The following is an 18942-nucleotide window of genomic DNA, read 5'->3' on the forward strand; positions in this document are numbered from 1 at the left end:
TATAGTTAAACTATAAGCCCTTTTGGTCGCCATCCGAAAGGGCTTTTTTATTTCCAACATTTTAAATTTTAAATCATGAATACACTAGATATAAATACAATCGCATTTCAATACTTATTAAGAAATAATAATTCGGAAGAATCATCAACTGAAACTTTAAAATATGATCCTGCAAAGCAGAGAAAAACAGAGAAATCTTTATTGTTTCATCTATATGATCTTAAAGAAGAAGCTGAAGACATTTTAGCTTAAATCAATTTCTAAAAATCAATATCAATTACAATATATAAACGTATTAACAATACCTAAAAAACTAAGAAATCATGAGTACACAAAAATTTGCAACAAACGCACTACACGCAGGACACGACGTAACTAAAAACGCAGGAACTAGAGCCGTGCCAATTTATCAGACATCTTCATACGTATTTAATAATGCAGATCATGCAGCCAATCTGTTCGGTCTTGCCGAAGCTGGATTTATCTACACGAGACTTAACAATCCGACAAACGATATTTTGGAACAGCGACTGGCGGCACTTGAAGGCGGAATTGGAGCAGTAGTAACAGCTTCTGGAGCATCTGCAATTTCAACAACTTTATTGACTTTGCTAAAAGCAGGAGATCATATCGTGGCTTCAAACAGTTTATACGGCGGAACGTATAATCTTTTAAAAGTTACACTGCCAAGATTAGGAATCACAACCACATTTGTAGATCCGTCAAAGCCTGAAAATTTTACAAAAGCAGCAAAAGAAAATACAAGAGCTTTCTTTGTTGAATCTCTTGGGAATCCAAAATTGGATGTATTAGATTTAAAAGCAATTTCGGCAGAAGCCAAAGCATTCAAAGTGCCATTTATAGTAGATAATACAGTTGCGACACCTTATTTATTAAACCCAATTAAATATGGTGCCGATATTGTAATTCACTCCTTAACAAAATATATCGCAGGAAACGGAACTTCATTAGGAGGCGTTATCATTGATGCTGGAAACTTTGATTGGGCAAACGGAAAATTCCCAGAATTTACCGAGCCATCTGCAGGATACCACGGATTAGTATATCATGAAGCCTTAGGAAATGTGGCTTTTATAGCAAAAGCTCGAATTGAAGGGTTGCGTGATTTTGGTGCTGCTTTGAGTCCATTTAATGCTTTTCAGATTATTCAGGGACTAGAAACACTTCCAATCCGAATTAAGAAACATAGTGAAAATGCTTTGGCTCTAGCCGAATGGTTAGAGAAACAAGATGAGGTAGTCTGGGTAAATTATCCAGGTTTAAAATCTAGCAAATACAATGCTTTGGCCAAAGAATATTTGCCAGAAGGACAAAGCGGTATTATCACTTTCGGATTAAAAGGAGGTTTTGACGCTGCTAAAAAAGTAGTAGACGACACCAAATTATTCTCTCTGCTAGCAAATATTGGTGATACAAAATCACTGATTATTCACCCAGCAAGCACTACACACCAACAATTGACAGAAGCGGAACAAATAGAAACAGGAGTTTCTAAAGATTTGATTCGTCTATCTGTTGGAATTGAAGATATCGAAGATTTAATTACAGATCTGCAAACTGTTTTTGAGAGCGTTTCGCTTTCTCAATTCAGCATCAATAAAAATTAGGTTTTTTTGTTTTTTGTTTGAAAAATTGCCTTTAGCGAGTGGTTTTGCTAAAGGTGATTTTTTATGAAAAGCATCTTTATAAAATTTAAACCATATAAGGAATATAAGTGCATTTTAGTGGAGACGCACAGCGGTGCGTCTAACTTAAGAAGACGTTTAAATAATAAACGCCCCAATTAAATAAACTTATATTACTTATGTGGTAAAATATTTAAAATGTTAGAAATTATGTCAAAGCTTAAAATAAACATTATCCTTTTCGGAATTGGCAATATCGGAAGTACTTTGATTAATCAGATTATCGAAAGTCAGGAGTTTTTCCTTGAAAGTAAAAACATCGATTTTCATTTTCCAATAATAACCAATTCGACGGTTGCTTTTTTTGAGAAAGAAGGTGTAAGCTATTCTTGGGAAACCAATTTTAGACAATTGGCAGTTCCTTTTAAAGTAGAAGATATTGTCGAATTTGCACAAGAAAACGAATTTGAAAACTTAATTGCCGTAGATGCAACAGCGAGTGATGAATTGGTGAAACATTATAATACGCTAATCAAAAACGGATTCAATATTGTAGCAGTAAACAAAAAAGCTAATACGCTTCCGATTGACTTGTATAAAGAACTGCGAGCAGATCTTAAAAAGTATGATAAAGAGTTTTTGTATGAAACCTCGGTCGAAACTGGAATCCCTGTTTTACAGACCTTAAGAGATTTGTATTATTCGGGCGAAAAAATTACGAAGATTCGAGGTGTTTTCTCCGATAATTTGAGTTATGTCTTTAATCGATTTTCATCAGAAGAAGTTTCTTTTTCATCTGTTCTAAAAGACACAAGCCTTTTGGGATTAATGAAATCAAATTTTAAAGAAGATCTTTCTGGAAATGATACGGCAAGAAAACTTTTGATATTGGCGCGAGAAATTGGAAAAGATTTTGAGCTTTCAGACATTAAAATCAAACCCTTTATAACGGAAGAGCATTTAGAAAAAAACGGAGTGCTCGACAAAGAGGCTGTAGATAAATCTTTTAAAATTGCCAAAATCACTCAAGCAGAAAATCATGTGCTTAGATATGTAGGAGAATTTGATGTAGAAAAAGGCACTTTAGAAGCTAAATTAATTTCGGAACCACTAGATTCTCCAATTGGACAATTGAAAGGATCTGACACTATTTTTGAAATTTATACCAAATCTTACGTCGATATTCCAATTGTAATTCAGAGTGCTCCGCCATGCAAGCAGGCAATTTCGAGAGGAATTATAACTGACATCTTAAAAATTGCAGAAAAAATTAGAAGCAAAGAAGCAGTTTGGCTTTAATTTTTTTAGAAAAAAGTAAAAAGTTCTTTGATAAATTGATTTGTCAAATGGAGTTATGAAGAAAATTAAGCTTGTTTTGTAAGTTTTTTACTTGTATTATTTCGTTTTCGTTTTTGTAAGATGTTTTTTGACGTTAAAAAACTGATTTTTAACGATTTTTGTAATTAAATTCTTGAATTTAATTTGTGTAATAAAAAAAATAATTGCATATTTGTTATACCCAAAAACTACTAGAAATCAAATGAACTTAAAAGTCAACAAAATGTTTTGTGCCATTTCGGTTAAGACCGAGGCTGGGGTGTCTATTGCTTAAAAAAATTGTAAGAATACAATAATAATATAGTAAGAGCCTCCCAAGAAATTTTGGGAGGCTTTTTAATTTAATGCAAATGCAGAATTTAAATAAAATACAATATAAATCACAGATGAATAAATCCTTACAGATGAACAAGATGTTTACTGTCGCGCTTATTTGCGCATACGTCTGTTGATACTAAAAGTATACGTGAGTGTAAAAACTTAAACCCTTTTGGTATCATAAAAATCCAAAAGGGTTTTTTTATTCCAGAAAGCGATTTAACAAAAAGATAAACGAGAAATAAAGATTATAAAACACAACTTAACTAAAACTTAATATCATGAGCACATTGAACTACTTAGCAGAAAAAATTTCAAATTTGAAAAACAGAAGGACAAGAAAAAATAATCCGCCGCCAACAAACGAATTGGCTCATCCGAGATTCGGAATAACAGAGGCTGGAATCACAGAAGAAAGTAAAGGAGCTAAGAAAAAAGCACCAAACTCTTTATTGTTTTTGATGTATTCAAAAGAAAATGACACGCTTTTTATCTAAACGGAAGAAGCATCATAAACTAGGGTAAAACCTGCTTAATTTTACTGGGCATTTTTGTTCGGTAAATTTTTGCGTATAATAGTTTTTGCTAAAGTAAGTCTCAGAAATTTAACAAACACTTTTAGATAAAATTTGTTTGTTAGAGAAATTAGTAGTTAATTTGCACTCGTTAAGTTCAAACAAATATTGAAATGTTATAAAGAAAGGACGAGGGATTAGACCCGATGAAGCCTTAGCAACCCTTCGGTAAAACGAAGAAGGTGCTACATTCTACCACGCCAAACGTGGAAAGATAACAACAAGATTTTTTCTAGTTAAACCTAGTTTTTCTTTCTAATATTTCCATATACAAATCAATAATACAACAGATTTGAAATTGGAAAATATACCAAATCCCATTATAATTCAAGATTTCATCACAGAAAGTGGTGCAACTTATCATTCTATGCCATTAAGTTTTACGCTGGCAGGGCAACCTTTGCACAGTGCGCCTATTGTTTTGGTTAATCATGCCTTAACAGGAAATGCACAGGTGACTGGCGAAAACGGCTGGTGGAATGACTTAATTGGCGAAGGTAAAACCATCGATACTGCTGTTTATACCATTTTAGCCTTTGATATTCCTGGAAATGGGAGCAACTCTTTCTTAATCGAAAATTATCTTGATTTTACAGCCAGAGATGTTGCCAGAATCTTTGTTGAAGGTGTAAAAGCTTTACATATCGAAAAACTTTTTGCAGTTATCGGAGGTTCTGTTGGTGGCGGAATTGCTTGGGAAATTTTAGCTTTAGCGCCAAATATTACAGAAAATCTTATTCCGATTGCGAGCGACTGGAAATCTACAGACTGGCTTATCGCCAATTGCTTCTTGCAAGAACAGATTTTAAACAATTCTTCAAAACCAATTGAAGATGCCAGAATACATGCCATGCTTTGTTATCGTTCGCCAGAATCATTCAAAGAAAAATTCCAAAGAACAATCAATCAAGACCTTTTGATTTTTAATATCGAAAGCTGGCTGGCACATCACGGAAAAAAGTTGCAGAAAAGATACCAGCTGTCTTCTTATAAATTAATGAATCAGTTGCTTAAAACAATTGATATCACTAGAAATAGTGAAAGTTTTGAAAACTTATTGTCTAAAACAGAAGCTTCAATTCATATTATCGGAATCAATTCAGATTTGTTTTTTACAGCAAAAGAAAACGTAGAAACTTATGAAGAATTGAAGAAGTTTAAAGACAATGTTTTCTACAGCGAAATTGATTCGGTTCACGGACATGACGCTTTTTTAATCGAGTACAAACAATTAGATCATTTACTTGCCGACATTTTTAAGGCAGAAACAATAAAGAAATAAAAATGAAAGTATTAAAATTTGGAGGTAAATCATTAGCAAACGGAGAAGGACTTAACAAAGTTGTTTCAATCATTTCAGATAAAGTAAATCAAGGTGAAAAAATTGCCGTTGTAGTATCTGCGCGCGGAAATGCGACAGATGAGCTTGAATTTATCTTAAGCATTGCTGCTAAAAATGGCAGTTATAAAGAACTATTAGAGAATTTTAAAAAATATCAAATATCAGATTACCCACAGGTTGATTTGTCTGAAGAATTTAATGTCTTAGACAAACTTTTTGAGGGAGTAAGCTTAATTGGCGATTACAGCAAAAAAATCAAAGATCAGATTTTGTCAAAAGGTGAATTGCTTTCGGCTAAATTATTGACGGCTATTTTACTAGAAAAAGGAATTCCTGCCAATTTTGTGGATACAAGAGATTTGCTGAAAACTGATTCTAAATTTGGTGATGCACAACCTTTAGAACAGCTTTCAAAGAAAAACGTAGTAAATTATTTTAAAGAACATAACGGAGAAACGGTTAATATAGTTACAGGTTTCATTGGATCTAATAACAACAACGACACAACTACTTTAGGTAGAAATGGCAGTAACTATACCGCTTCGTTAATCGCAAATTATTTAAATGCTGAAGAATTGCAGAACTTCACGCATGTAGACGGAATCTACACTGCAAATCCTGATTTGGTTGCAGATGCTAAGAAAATCGAATATTTATCGTTTAATGAAGCAAATGAGCTGGCAAATTTTGGAGCTACAATTTTGCATGCTAAAACGATTATTCCATTATTGGAAAAAAATATTCCGTTACGAATTTTAAATACTTTCAACCACGAAAATCGCGGAACTTTAATTACTTCAGATTCTTCAAAAGAAGGAATTAAAACACTTTCTGTTTTAGAAAATGTTTCTCTTGTAAATCTTGAAGGACGCGGATTGCTAGGAAAAGCGGGAGTTGATGCCCGAATTTTTAAAGTAATGGGAGATAATAATATCAGTGTAAGCATCATTTCTCAAGGTTCTTCAGAAAGAGGAATCGGACTTGTGGTTGCAACTGATAAAGCAACAACAGCAGTTGTAGAATTAGAAAAAGAATTCGAAAATGACTTTTATTCTAAAGATGTAAATCAGATTACAGTTACAGATAACGTATCGGTAATTTCAATTATCGGACAGGATTTGAGCACTTTCCATAAACCTTACACTGCTTTAATTAAAAATAAAATTGTTCCGATTTTGTTTAACAACACTGTAACGGGTAAAAACGTGAGTTTAGTTGTTAAGAAAGAGGAGTTAAACAAAGCATTAAACGTAATTCACGGAGAGATTTTTGGAGTTTCTAAAAAAATCAACATTGCAATTTTCGGTCACGGATTAGTTGGAGGAACTTTAATCAATCAGATTTTAGAATCGGCTGCAGCGATTGAAAAGCGTAAAGACATTAAGTTGAATGTTTTTGCTATAGCAAATTCTAAAAAATTACTTTTAAACAAATACGGTGTTACCAGCAACTGGAAAAATGATATTGAAACTAAAGGTGAAGCTTACACCATCAAAGATATTATTGCTTTCGCTAATGAGCACCATTTAGAAAACTTAATTGCGATTGACAATACTGCAAGTGCGACTTTCGTTGAAAATTATATTCCGCTTGTAGAAAGCAGTTTCGATTTGATTTCTTCTAATAAAGTGGCGAATACATTGACTTATGGTTTCTACAAAGAATTGAGAAAAGCTTTGGCGGAAAACCAAAAGAATTATTTATACGAAACCAATGTTGGTGCAGGTTTACCGTTAATTGATACTATTAAATTATTGCACCTTTCAGGAGAAAATATCACAAAAATAAAAGGAGTTTTCTCTGGAACATTAAGTTATTTATTCAATAATTTCTCTGCGAAAGATGCGCCTTTCAGCGAAATTTTGCAGGAAGCAATTGATAACGGATATACAGAACCAGATCCGCGTGAGGATTTATGCGGAAATGACGTTGGTAGAAAATTATTAATTTTAGCTAGAGAATTAGATTTGCAAAATGAATTTGAAGAAATCTCAATTCAGAATTTAATTCCAGAGCACTTGCGTGAAGGAAGTGCTGCCGATTTCTTGACGAAATTAAAAGAATTCGATCCAATTTATGCTAAAATGAAAGCAGATCAACAACCAAATCACGTTTTAAGATATATTGGTGAATTGTCTGGAGATTTGCAGAATGACAAAGGAAATCTAGAAGTTAAATTGGTTTCAGTGCCAAAAGATACTGCATTAGGTGGATTAAAAGGTTCTGATTCTTTCTTCGAAATTTATACAGAATCTTACGGAGATCGTCCAATCGTTATTCAAGGAGCTGGTGCAGGTTCTGCAGTAACGGCGAGAGGAGTTTTCGGAGATATTTTGAGATTGTCTGATAAAGGGTAAACGATTTTAGATTGCAGATTTTAGGCTGTAGATTTTAGATATGTAAGCCTAGTTTGTCATTTCGAGGAACGAGAAATCACACTCGTAACTCGACAAAGATTGATGATATTCTTTGCGGAATTTCTAGTGTGATTTCTCCTTACGTCGAAATGACAAGAATTAAAAAACAAAAAAATAACAACACAATGAAAGTAACTTTAAACAGAGTAAATGACGCATTTCATTTCAAAGTAAAAAATGAACGCGGACACGTAGTTGACGTTGACAGCAGAGCCGAATTTGGCGGAAGCGATTTAGGCGCAAGTCCAATGGAATTGGTATTAATGGGTGTTGCAGGATGCAGCGCTATCGATATGATTTCGATTTTAAAAAAACAGCGTCAGGAAATCACTTCTTTTAATGCTGAGGTTGAAGGAACGCGCGTTCAGATTGAAGAAGCAAAACCTTTCAAGGAAATTGATGTGGTTTTCTACTTAGAAGGAGAAATCAATCCAGAAAAAGCAAAAAAAGCGGCACAGCTTTCTTTTGAAAAATACTGTTCAGTTGCCAAAACAGTTGAACCAACAGCAACAATTAGTTACAAAGTTGTCTTGAACAACGAAGCTTTGTAAATTAGTTAATTAGAGAATTGGATAATTAGAAAATTAGATAATTCTTTTGACCTCTCGAAATGAAATTCGCTTTGATTCTTAGTGAAGCTTTGTGTTTCCTTTGTGAGTCTCTGTGAAATTTATATAAAATAGAATTAGTGCTAATTAGTGCAATTCGTGTTAAAACAAAAAAAAACAAAACAACACAATGAATACAGAAGAATTTGGTTTTGAAACACAAGCCATCAGAACACAATTAGAAAGATCGCAATATTTAGAACATTCGGTGCCATTATACTTATCATCAAGCTTCGTTTTTGAAGATGCTGAAGATATGAGAGCTTCTTTCACAGAAGAAAAAGAAAGAAATATTTACAGCCGTTTTAGCAATCCAAACACATCAGAGTTTGTCGACAAGATCTGCAAAATGGAAGGTGCCGATTCTGGTTATGCTTTCGCAACAGGAATGGCAGCAGTATATTCTACTTTTGCCGCTTTGTTAAACTCTGGAGATCATATTGTTTCTGCAAGCAGTGTTTTCGGCTCGACTCACGCTCTGTTTATGACTTATTTCCCAAAATGGAATATCGAAACTTCTTATTTCGAAATCAATAAGCCAGAAACAATTGAGAGTTTCATTAAACCAAACACAAAAATATTATATGCCGAATCTCCAACAAATCCTGGAGTGGATGTAATCGACTTAGAATTGTTAGGAAATATTGCTAAAAAACACAATCTGATTTTGATTATCGATAACTGTTTTGCAACGCCTTATTTACAACAGCCAATTAAATTTGGAGCGCATTTGGTTATCCATTCTGCGACAAAATTAATCGACGGACAAGGACGTGTTTTAGGCGGCGTTACAGTTGGGGATGCAGAATTAATCAGACAGATTTATTTGTTTTCAAGAAATACAGGACCAGCTTTATCACCGTTTAATGCTTGGGTTCTTTCAAAAAGTTTAGAAACATTGGCAGTTCGCGTTGAGAGACATTGCGAAAATGCTTTAAAAGTGGCTGAGTTTTTAGAAAGCCATCCAAATGTAAACAGCGTAAAATACCCGTTCTTGAAATCGCATCCACAATACGAAATTGCTAAAAAGCAAATGAAAGCTGGTGGAAACATTATCGCATTTGAAATTAAAGGAGGAATTGAAGCGGGGAGAAAATTCTTGAACTCAATTCAACTTTGTTCTTTATCTGCAAATATTGGAGATACAAGAACAATTGTTACGCATCCAGCTTCTACAACACACAGTAAATTATCTGAAGAAGATCAATTGGCAGTTGGAATCACGCAAGGTTTAGTTCGTGTTTCTGTTGGTTTAGAAACTGTTGAAGATGTAATTGCAGATTTGAAACAAGCATTAGCTTAATTATATATTTCAATTTTCGATTTAATAAGACGATTTTTGGCTGTAAATTTATTACAGTTCAAAATCGTCTTTTTTTTAAGATTGTTTTATAAAAAATATACTTTTGTTTTAGACGGAGAATATTAATGTCAATTAGTTTATGAGCGATAGAATTTACATTCTTGATAAAAAGTTACTAGCTTCAGATAGAAAGCGTTTTGAAAGTGGTATTGTTGATTTTATCTTTGTTTTTATTTTAATTTTTGTTTCTGGTTTTATAATTGTAATAACCGGAAATATTTTTAACTGGGATATATTCTCTGTTTGGGATCGGTTTATTACTGATTCCACTTACTTAGCATTTTTTACTTTTTTGATGCTAAATTATTTTTTTATGGAATGTTTTTTTGGTGCGACCATGGGGAAGTTTGCTGCGGGTATTGTGGTTGTTACTGAAAATGGTACAAAACCAAACTTTGTTAAGATTCTTGTTCGTACCTTGTGTCGCTTAATTCCTTTTGATATATTTTCCTTTTTAGGAAAATCTGGCGGTTTCTGGCATGATTCTATATCAAAAACGCATGTGGTAGTGAGAAGGGAACTTGAAAAAGATATGGAAATCTTTTATCAGATTGATTTAATTGGAGAGAAAGAAGTAGTTTGATAGATTTAGTAGAATTTAACTTTATTCTTTTGTGATTGTTCGAACAAAAAGCATATTTTTGTTGTTTAATAATTTGCAGCAATCAATTAACTCTTGAAAACCTGTAATCTAAAACATAAACATGCTTTCAAAAAAGACAAAATACGGAATCAAAGCTTTGACTTATTTAGCAAGACGCGAAAATAACGAACCAGTACAGATTGCCGAAATTGCGAAAAGCGAACATATTTCGATAAAATTTTTAGAAAGTATTTTACTGCTGTTAAGAAACTCAGGATTTCTTGGAGCGAAAAAAGGAAAAGGCGGTGGTTATTATTTGATAAAAGATCCAAAAGATATTAGCATGGCGAAAGTCTACCGTATTCTGGAAGGGCCAATTGCATTATTGCCTTGCGCAAGCCATAATTTCTACGAAAGATGCGATGACTGCGATGATGAATCAACCTGTGCTGCAAGACGTTTAATGACAGAGGTTAGAGATAATACACTTAAAATATTAGAAAGTAATTCTTTGGCAGATATTGCGTTTTAGAATTTACTCTTTATTCAAATAAAAAGACCAATTCAAATCATGAATTGGTCTTTCTGTTTTTATATGTTTTCAATACTAAAATATCAATTTGTATCCAGCTAAGAAAAGCATTACTGCAATCGCATTTCTAAGAAACTGATCGGGTACTTTTCCGCTTAACATACTTCCGCAATATATTCCAGGAAGTGATCCCATTAACAATTGTCCTAATAAGCCAATGTCTAAATTTCCCATCGAAGCATGTCCGATTCCAGCAACTAAAGTTAAAGGAACAGCATGCGCAATTTCAGTTCCCACTAATCTTGGTGTTGGTAATAATGGATAAAGGAAAAATAAAGTTACAGTTCCTAAAGCTCCAGCTCCGATAGAAGTCAATGTTACGGTAGCTCCCAATAAAACTCCAATTCCAATAGTCAGCATATTTTGAGTAGTGCTTTCGCTGTGGAATTTATCACCAGCATGTTTCTGAGAAAATTTCAAAAGCCTTTTTTTGAATATAATAGCAACAGAAGTAAATAATAATGCCCAGCCTAAACTGTATTTAATAACTCTATTGATGGTTTCAATATCAGTTTTTATGCTGTTTAAAATCCATAATGTCAATAAAGCGGCGGGAACGCTTCCTAAAGTCAGCCAACCCGTAATTTTCCAATTGATGTTGCCTTTTTTGTTGTGTACAAATACACCTCCGGCTTTAGTAAACGCGGCATATAATAAATCGGTTCCTACCGCGGTTGTTGGCGGAATATTAAAGTATAATAAAATTGGCGTCATCAAAGAACCGCCTCCTACACCGGTTAACCCAACAATAAATCCAACTACTAAGCCTGCAATGACAAGACCAATCTGAAAATCCATAAAAAAAATTTGGCGCTAAAATAATAACATTTTTACAATTATCCTATAGATTTGGTAGAGATTAAATGTGTATTTTTACAAATCACAAAATTAGGCTGTGCTGTTAAGATTTTAAGGAGCAGTGCATAATTTGTTAAATTAATTTACTAATCGTTCTTTAAATGTCTTTTATGTTGGTTTAGAGTAGAATAGCTATTGTAAAAAAGTAAATATATTATTTTGATATTTCAAAATATGTAGTACATTTGCAAAGTAATCTACTAAGCCGATAGGGTAATGGATTTTTAAGAGCAAAAACAAATTCTTAAAACATGGAAAATGAACTTAAGTTAAACAACACAACGGTAAAGTCTAATGCTTTGTCAAAGGAAAATTTATGGGTTGTGATACCTGTACTTTTGTTGTTAGGTTTAGTAGCTACACTAATTTATAATCATCACGCTGAATTTTCGTGGAATGGTTTTGTTCAAGGATTTGATGAAAATCTTTTAGCATTCTTTTTAATTGGTGTTTTTGCTCAATTAGTAGATGGTGCTTTAGGAATGGGATATGGAGCAACTTCAACATCGTTTTTATTAGCTTATGGAGTTCCGCCGGTTGTGAGTAGTACAGCGGTTCACGTTTCAGAAATGTTTACAACGGGAGCGTCGGCACTTTCTCATCATCGTTTCGGAAACATCAATAAAAAATTGGTAAAGCATTTATTAATTCCGGGAGTTTTAGGTTCTATTACAGGAGCTTATTTATTGTCTGATGTAATTGACGGTGATGTTATTAAGCCTTTTATTGCAGTTTACATGATTGTTTTGGCTTCGATTATTATCAAAAAAGCGTTGAAGAAAAATGTTGAAAAAAAGAAAACTAAAAAATTAGGCGTTTTAGCTGTTTTTGGTGGTTTTATGGATTCAGTTGGTGGTGGAGGCTGGGGACCAATCGTAACTTCAACATTATTAGGAAGAGGAAGAAACCCTAAATATACAATTGGTTCTGTTAATGCTGCTGAGTTTGCAATTTCATTTGCAAGCGGAATCACATTCATGCTTTTTGGAGGAATTCATGGGTGGCAGGTTATAATCGGATTAATCGCTGGAGGGGTTATTGCAGCGCCAATTGCGGCATTTTTAGTGACTAGAATTAAAAGAAAACCAATGATGATTGCGGTTGGGATTCTAATTATAATATTGAGTTTAAAAACATTATCTAAATTATTGTAAAAGATAATTTTAGAAAGGAGAGATTTATGAGTGCGAGTATTGTACAAGAATTATTAGAGAAAACTGCAGCTCTTTCGCTTGACGAAACCTTAGTTTTTTTAGCAAAAGAATTTCCGGGAAAAGTGATTTTTTCTACTTCTTTCGGTCAGGAGGATCAGGTAATTACTGATTTTATTGCAAAAAGTAACACCGATATTAAGGTGTTTACTTTAGATACAGGAAGATTATTTCAGGAAACGTATGATGTTTTTCATAAAACATTAAAAAAATACAAAAGACCAATCGAGGTTTATTTTCCAGAAGCGGCATCAGTAGAAAAATTGTTGCAGGAAAAGGGACCAAACAGCTTTTACGATTCAGTAGAAAATAGAAAAGAATGCTGTTTTATTCGAAAAGTAGTTCCGTTACGAAAAGCTTTAGCTGGAAACTCAGTTTGGATTACGGGTTTAAGGGCAGAACAATCAGAAAACAGACAAGATTTAAGTTTGTTTGAATATGACGGAAACTTCGAAATCATAAAATTCAATCCGTTATTAAAATGGACTTTAGAAGAAGTTGAAACGTATTTGTCAGAAAACAATGTTCCTCAAAATGCTTTACATAAACAAGGTTTCGTAAGCATTGGATGTGCGCCTTGTACGAGAGCGATTTTCCCTGGAGAAGATATCAGAGCTGGAAGATGGTGGTGGGAATCAAGTCATAAAGAGTGTGGTTTGCATAGCGCTAAGAAAGAGTAGACTTTTTAGAAGCAAGAAGAAAGAGGCAAGACTTTTTGCTAGAGCATAGAATAAAGATTATAGAATAAAGAGTGGAGATTTTAGATTAGGTGAAAAACTTGAAACTTTAAACCTGAAACAAAAAAATCCACAAACAAAATATCAAACAAAAAAACAATGAGTTCAGTATTAAAAACAAACGCTTTAGAGAGTGAAGCGATATACATTTTCAGAGAAGTAATTTCACAGTTTGACAAACCGGTTTTACTTTTCTCTGGAGGAAAAGATTCTATTACATTGGTGCGTTTGGCGCAAAAAGCATTTTTCCCTGCTAAGATTCCGTTTCCTCTTTTGCACGTTGATACGGGACACAATTTTCCTGAGACAATCGCTTTCAGAGATAAATTGGTAGAAGAATTAGGTTTAGAGCTGATCGTTCGTAATGTTCAGGATGCTATTGATGAAGGAAAAGTGGTGGAAGAAACTGGAAAATATTCAAGCCGTAACAGCTTACAGACAACAACACTTTTAGATGCAATTGAAGAATTTAAGTTTGATGCTTGTATTGGTGGAGCGCGTCGCGATGAAGAAAAAGCAAGAGCTAAAGAACGTATTTTCTCAGTTCGTGATGATTTCGGACAATGGGACGAAAAAAATCAGAGACCTGAGTTGTTTGATATTTTGAATGGAAAAATTGAAAATGGGCAAAATGTACGTGTTTTTCCAATTTCAAACTGGACAGAATTAGACGTGTGGAGTTATATCGAAAAAGAAAAAATCGAGATTCCGTCAATCTATTTCTCACATAAAAGAAAAGTTTTTTTGAGAGACGGTTTAATCTGGTCGCATTCTCCTTTTGTGTACCAAGAAGAAGACGAACAAATCGAAGAAAGAATTGTTCGCTTCAGAACCGTTGGAGATATGAGCTGTACAGCAGCTGTTGAATCTTACGCAGCAACAATAGAAGAAGTAGTTGGAGAAATCAGATCGTCTACTATTTCTGAAAGAGGAGCCAGAATCGATGACAAACGTTCTGAAGCGGCGATGGAAAAAAGAAAACAACAGGGATACTTTTAATAATTATGAGTTATGAGTTTTGAATTATGAGTGTAATTCCAAACGAAATTTAAAAGTAAAATCAAGAAAACAAAAACATACGGATTATAAGTTTCAACAGAAAACGTGAAACTTTAAACCTGAAACAACATAAATTAGAATGGACGTTTTAAAAATAGCAACAGCAGGAAGTGTAGATGACGGGAAAAGTACTTTGATCGGAAGATTATTGTACGATACAAAATCGTTGACAACTGATAAAATAGAAGCAATCGAAAAAAGCAGTAAACAAAAAGGATACGATTACCTTGATTTTTCTTTGGCAACTGATGGATTAGTAGCAGAAAGAGAGCAAGGAATCACGATTGATGTTGCGCACATTTATTTTTCGACTGCAAAGAAAAGTTACATTATTGCCGATACTCCAGGGCACGTAGAATATACAAGAAACATGGTTACAGGAGCTTCGACTTCTCAGGTTTCTATCATTTTGATTGATGCCAGAAAAGGAGTTATCGAGCAGACATACCGTCACTTTTTCATCAATAATTTATTGAGAGTAAAAGAAGTAATCGTTGCCATCAACAAAATGGATTTGGTTGATTACTCAGAAGAAGTTTTCAATAAAATCAAAGCTGATTTTGAGGCTTTAAATGCAAAAAGTACTTTCAAAGAGCAAAACGTAAGTTACATTCCGTTAAGTGCAATCAATGGTGGAAACGTGGTTGACAAATCTGAAAACATGCCTTGGTACGAAGGGCAAACTGTTTTAGAGCATTTAGAAGGATTACATTCTCATGATGTTTACGAAGCAGGAAAAGCACGTTTTCCAGTTCAGACCGTGATTCGTCCAAAAACAGAAGAATACCACGATTTTAGAGGTTATGCCGGAAAATTATACGGAAACTCCATTAAAGTTGGAGATGCAGTAACAGTTCTTCCTTCTTTAACAGAATCAAAAGTATCTAAAATTCATTTCTTCGATAAATCATTTGACGAAGCTACTGCAGGTTCTTCAATCACAATCGAATTAGAAAATGATATCAATGTAACGAGAGGTGATATGATTGTAAAATCTGACGAGCTTCCAAAAATTGAAAAAGATATTACCACAACAGTTTGCTGGATGGACAGTAAAAAACTGGTTCCGGGAACTAAATATTTGGTACAACACAATACAAACAGAGTTTTAGCAAAGGTAGAAAGCATTAAAAATACAATTGCAACAGATTACTCAGGAACGACAGAAGCTTCACAATTAGCGATTAACGAAATTGGAGAAGTAACGATCAAATTAAGCAAACCGTTATATTTTGATTCATACAACGAAAACAAATCAAACGGAGCTTTCATCTTAATTGATACAGCAACAAACACAACAGCAGGAGTAGGATTTATTAGGTAAACCTGCTATAAGCTTTAAGCAATAAGCCTTAAGCTTAAATGAGGAAAGACACAAAGTTTAAAAAGCTTAGAGCCTAAAGCTTAAAGCCTAAAGCCAAAAACAAAATGGAAAGTTTTAGAACAGAAATAGAAAATCCGGTAGTTCAGAAGGAGATTATCGAATTAGAAAAAAAGATTCACTTATTCCGTGGAGGAAAAATTGATGATGAGCGTTTTCGTAGTCTTCGTTTAGCGCGCGGAATCTACGGTCAACGTCAGGAAGGTGTTCAGATGATTCGTATCAAATTGCCTTATGGAAAAGTGACCAGCGAGCAGTTAAGAAGAATTACAGAAGTGTCTGATGAATATTCTACAGGACGTTTGCATATTACAACACGTCAGGATATTCAGATTCACTACGTAAGTTTAGACAGAACACCTGAACTTTGGGCAGATTTGGCCAAAGATGATATTACACTTCGTGAAGCTTGCGGAAACACCGTTAGGAATATTACAGGAAGCGAATTGGCTGGAGTTGACGTAAACGAACCATTTGATGTTTCTCCTTACGCACACGGACTTTTTCAATATCTGTTAAGAAACCCAATTTGTCAGGAAATGGGACGTAAATTCAAAATTTCGTTCTCTTCTTCAGATGAAGATACGGCTTTGAGTTATTTGCACGATTTAGGATTTATTCCAAAAATCAAAGACGGGCAAAAAGGTTTCAAAATCATGTTTGGTGGAGGTTTAGGCTCTCAACCAGCGCATGCCGAATTGCTTTCGGAGTTCGTTCCGGTAAACGAAATCATTCCAACAGCAGAAGGAATTATCCGTATTTTCGACCGATACGGAGAACGTGCAAAAAGAATGAAAGCGCGTATGAAATTCTTAATCAAAGAAATGGGGAAAGATGCTTTCCTTGATTTGGTTGAAAAAGAGAAAAAAGCAATCGCTTTTGAAACATACGAAATTGATACAACCGCTTTTGACGGTCCAATTCCAGAACCATTATTAGAAGTTCCGCAAGTTACAATCGAAGATACAGAAGCGTATGAAGCGTGGAAAAATTCGAATGTAATCAAACAGAAACAAGACGGTTATTATGCTATCGGAATCAAAGTTTTGTTAGGAGATTTTTACACAGATAAAGCCAGATTATTAGCTGATTTAATTAAAAATTACGGAGCAAATGAATTGCGTTTTTCATTGCGTCAAAATATTGTAATACGAAACATAAAAGAGGAGAATCTTCCTTTCTTTTATCAAGAATTAGCCAAACTTGACTTTGTTCAATTAGGATATAATTCAGTTGGAGATATTACGGCATGTCCGGGTACTGATACTTGCAACTTGGGGATTGCAAGTAGTACCGGTATTGCAGAAGAATTAGAAAGAGTTTTAAAAACAGAATATCCTCAGTATTTAAACAACCGCGAAATCGAAATTAAAATTTCAGGTTGTATGAATGCTTGCGGACAACATAATATGTCTGCAATTGGATTCCAAGGAATGTCTATCAATTCAGGAAAACTAGTGGCTCCGGCTTTGCAGGTTTTATTGGGTGGAGGAAGATTAGGAAACGGAGCGGGACGTTTTGCTGATAAAGTAATCAAAGTGCCTAGTCGTAGAGGACCAGATGCGTTGCGTACCATCTTAAATGATTTTGATACTAACGGAAGCGGACAAAAATTCCTTGATTATTATGATACAAAAGGAGAAAAATATTTCTATGAAATCTTAAAACCGTATGCAGATGTAACCAATTTAACAGAAGCAGATTTTGTGGATTGGGGTAACGCTGACAATTACGTAAAAGCAGTTGGAGTTGGAGAATGTGCCGGAGTAGTGATCGATTTAGTAGCAACATTATTGTTTGAAGCTAAAGAGAAATTGATTTTGGCTCAGGAATCTTTCGATGAGAAAAAATGGTCAGATGCGATTTATCATGCTTACGCAGGATTTGTAAACGGTGCAAAAGCATTGTTATTGGCAGAAAACCAAAAAACAAACCACCACGCAGGAATTGTAGACTTGTTTGATACTGTTTTCATAGAAACTAGTAAAATCGAATTGAATTCAACTTTTAAAGACTTGGTTTACCAAATCAATAGAAATGAACCATCTGAAGCTTTCGCTAAAGATTACATTGCACAAGCAACTGTTTTCTTTGATAAAATCGAAACTTTCAGAGCACAGGAATTAGCAAATGCATAATATAAAACCCAAAATAACTTTAGTCGGTGCAGGTCCGGGCGATCCCGATTTACTGACGCTGAAAGCTGTAAAAGCATTGGCTGAAGCAAATGTGGTTTTGTACGACGCTTTGGCCAATGAAGAAATTCTGGATTATGCACCTAAAAATGCCATCCGAATTTTTGTTGGAAAAAGAATCGGAAATCATGCTTACACGCAGGATCAAATCAATCAGTTGATTGTAGATAATGCATTGACATACGGAAACGTAGTGAGATTAAAAGGCGGAGATCCATTTATTTTCGGAAGAGGCGGAGAAGAAGTTGATTTTGCAGAAAGTTTCGGAATAGAAACAATCGTAGTTCCAGGAATTTCATCAGTAGTTGCGGTGCCTGCAAGTCAGGGAATTTCGATTACAAAAAGAGGAGTTTCAGAAAGCTTTTGCGCCATTACAGGAACAACGTCTGACAGAAAATTATCTTCAGATGTATCCTTGGCAGCACAATCTTCTGCAACAGTTGTGATTTTGATGGGAATGCACAAACTACCTCAGATTATCGATTTGTTTCAAAAAGAAAACAAAGGAAATCTGCCAGTTGCGATCATCCAAAACGGAACAACAGCAGCAGAAAAAGTAGGCGTAGGAACAGTCGATTCGATTTTAGAAGTTGTAAAACAAAGAGAATTAGGTTCTCCAGCGATTATTGTTTTAGGCGAAGTGGTTCGCGAAAGCAACAAATTAAAAGGATTTTACGAAGAATTTCTATCAAAGGAAACCATTCGATAAAAATCATCTA

At 34.3% G+C, this 18942-nt stretch carries 17 protein-coding genes and 1 riboswitch; of the genes, 16 read left to right on the forward strand and 1 reads right to left on the reverse strand.

The window, feature by feature from the left end:
• Positions 1-75: 75 nt before the first annotated feature.
• The 10 genes from NU08_RS22260 (at position 76) to NU08_RS05275 (ending at position 10722) form a co-directional block, all read left to right on the forward strand.
• On the forward strand, positions 76-252 hold the full coding sequence (locus tag NU08_RS22260) for a hypothetical protein (protein ID WP_165352412.1): 177 nt from the start codon (positions 76-78) through the stop codon (positions 250-252).
• A gap of 71 nt (positions 253-323) precedes the next feature.
• Positions 324-1628 (forward strand): O-acetylhomoserine aminocarboxypropyltransferase/cysteine synthase family protein, encoded by a 1305-nt coding sequence (locus NU08_RS05235; RefSeq protein WP_129746164.1) that lies wholly within the window; start codon positions 324-326, stop codon positions 1626-1628.
• 228 nt (positions 1629-1856) lie between these two features.
• The gene (locus NU08_RS05240) at positions 1857-2945 is read left to right on the forward strand and encodes an aspartate kinase (RefSeq protein WP_129746165.1); all 1089 of its coding nucleotides are present in this window, start codon (positions 1857-1859) and stop codon (positions 2943-2945) included.
• Positions 2946-3583: 638 nt separating this feature from the next.
• Complete coding sequence (locus NU08_RS05245) at positions 3584-3799, forward strand: hypothetical protein (RefSeq protein WP_091128295.1); 216 nt, start codon at positions 3584-3586, stop codon at positions 3797-3799.
• Positions 3800-3990: 191 nt separating this feature from the next.
• Positions 3991-4098, forward strand: a riboswitch (SAM riboswitch).
• 77 nt (positions 4099-4175) lie between these two features.
• Entirely contained in the window at positions 4176-5159 is a 984-nt protein-coding gene (locus NU08_RS05250; protein ID WP_242502482.1) for an alpha/beta fold hydrolase, read from the forward strand.
• A gap of 2 nt (positions 5160-5161) precedes the next feature.
• Positions 5162-7576, forward strand: coding sequence for a bifunctional aspartate kinase/homoserine dehydrogenase I (gene thrA, locus NU08_RS05255; RefSeq protein WP_129746167.1), 2415 nt, complete (start codon positions 5162-5164; stop codon positions 7574-7576).
• A 185-nt stretch (positions 7577-7761) separates the two neighbouring features.
• A complete protein-coding gene (locus tag NU08_RS05260; RefSeq protein ID WP_129746168.1) occupies positions 7762-8187 on the forward strand; it encodes an OsmC family protein in 426 nt (141 codons plus the stop codon).
• A gap of 187 nt (positions 8188-8374) precedes the next feature.
• The gene (locus tag NU08_RS05265) at positions 8375-9547 is read left to right on the forward strand and encodes a trans-sulfuration enzyme family protein (RefSeq protein WP_129746169.1); all 1173 of its coding nucleotides are present in this window, start codon (positions 8375-8377) and stop codon (positions 9545-9547) included.
• Positions 9548-9686: 139 nt separating this feature from the next.
• On the forward strand, positions 9687-10190 hold the full coding sequence (locus NU08_RS05270; protein ID WP_129746170.1) for an RDD family protein: 504 nt from the start codon (positions 9687-9689) through the stop codon (positions 10188-10190).
• Between the two features lie 121 nt (positions 10191-10311).
• Complete coding sequence (locus NU08_RS05275; protein WP_008466594.1) at positions 10312-10722, forward strand: RrF2 family transcriptional regulator; 411 nt, start codon at positions 10312-10314, stop codon at positions 10720-10722.
• Positions 10723-10797: 75 nt separating this feature from the next.
• On the opposite strand, the gene NU08_RS05280 is transcribed toward NU08_RS05275, so the two are convergent.
• The gene (locus NU08_RS05280; protein WP_129746171.1) at positions 10798-11580 is read right to left on the reverse strand and encodes a sulfite exporter TauE/SafE family protein; all 783 of its coding nucleotides are present in this window, start codon (positions 11578-11580) and stop codon (positions 10798-10800) included.
• A 311-nt stretch (positions 11581-11891) separates the two neighbouring features.
• Here NU08_RS05280 and NU08_RS05285 point away from each other — a divergent pair, with 311 nt between their 5' ends.
• The 6 genes from NU08_RS05285 (at position 11892) to cobA (ending at position 18932) form a co-directional block, all read left to right on the forward strand.
• Positions 11892-12794: a sulfite exporter TauE/SafE family protein gene (locus NU08_RS05285; protein WP_129746172.1), complete on the forward strand. Its 903-nt coding sequence runs from the start codon at positions 11892-11894 to the stop codon at positions 12792-12794.
• 26 nt (positions 12795-12820) lie between these two features.
• The gene (locus tag NU08_RS05290) at positions 12821-13531 is read left to right on the forward strand and encodes a phosphoadenylyl-sulfate reductase (protein ID WP_129746173.1); all 711 of its coding nucleotides are present in this window, start codon (positions 12821-12823) and stop codon (positions 13529-13531) included.
• 138 nt (positions 13532-13669) lie between these two features.
• Positions 13670-14587, forward strand: coding sequence for a sulfate adenylyltransferase subunit CysD (gene cysD / locus NU08_RS05295; RefSeq protein WP_262489180.1), 918 nt, complete (start codon positions 13670-13672; stop codon positions 14585-14587).
• 139 nt (positions 14588-14726) lie between these two features.
• Positions 14727-15971, forward strand: a complete 1245-nt coding sequence (locus tag NU08_RS05300; RefSeq protein ID WP_129746174.1) for a sulfate adenylyltransferase subunit 1 — start codon at positions 14727-14729, stop codon at positions 15969-15971.
• A gap of 104 nt (positions 15972-16075) precedes the next feature.
• A complete protein-coding gene (locus tag NU08_RS05305) occupies positions 16076-18166 on the forward strand; it encodes a HEPN domain-containing protein (RefSeq protein ID WP_129746175.1) in 2091 nt (696 codons plus the stop codon).
• Positions 18159-18932, forward strand: coding sequence for a uroporphyrinogen-III C-methyltransferase (gene cobA, locus NU08_RS05310; protein WP_129746176.1), 774 nt, complete (start codon positions 18159-18161; stop codon positions 18930-18932). The genes NU08_RS05305 and cobA overlap by 8 nt, the downstream gene beginning before the upstream one ends.
• Positions 18933-18942 lie beyond the last annotated feature (10 nt).

The sequence above is a fragment of the Flavobacterium anhuiense genome (assembly GCF_004151235.1).
GTDB lineage: Bacteria > Bacteroidota > Bacteroidia > Flavobacteriales > Flavobacteriaceae > Flavobacterium > Flavobacterium anhuiense_A.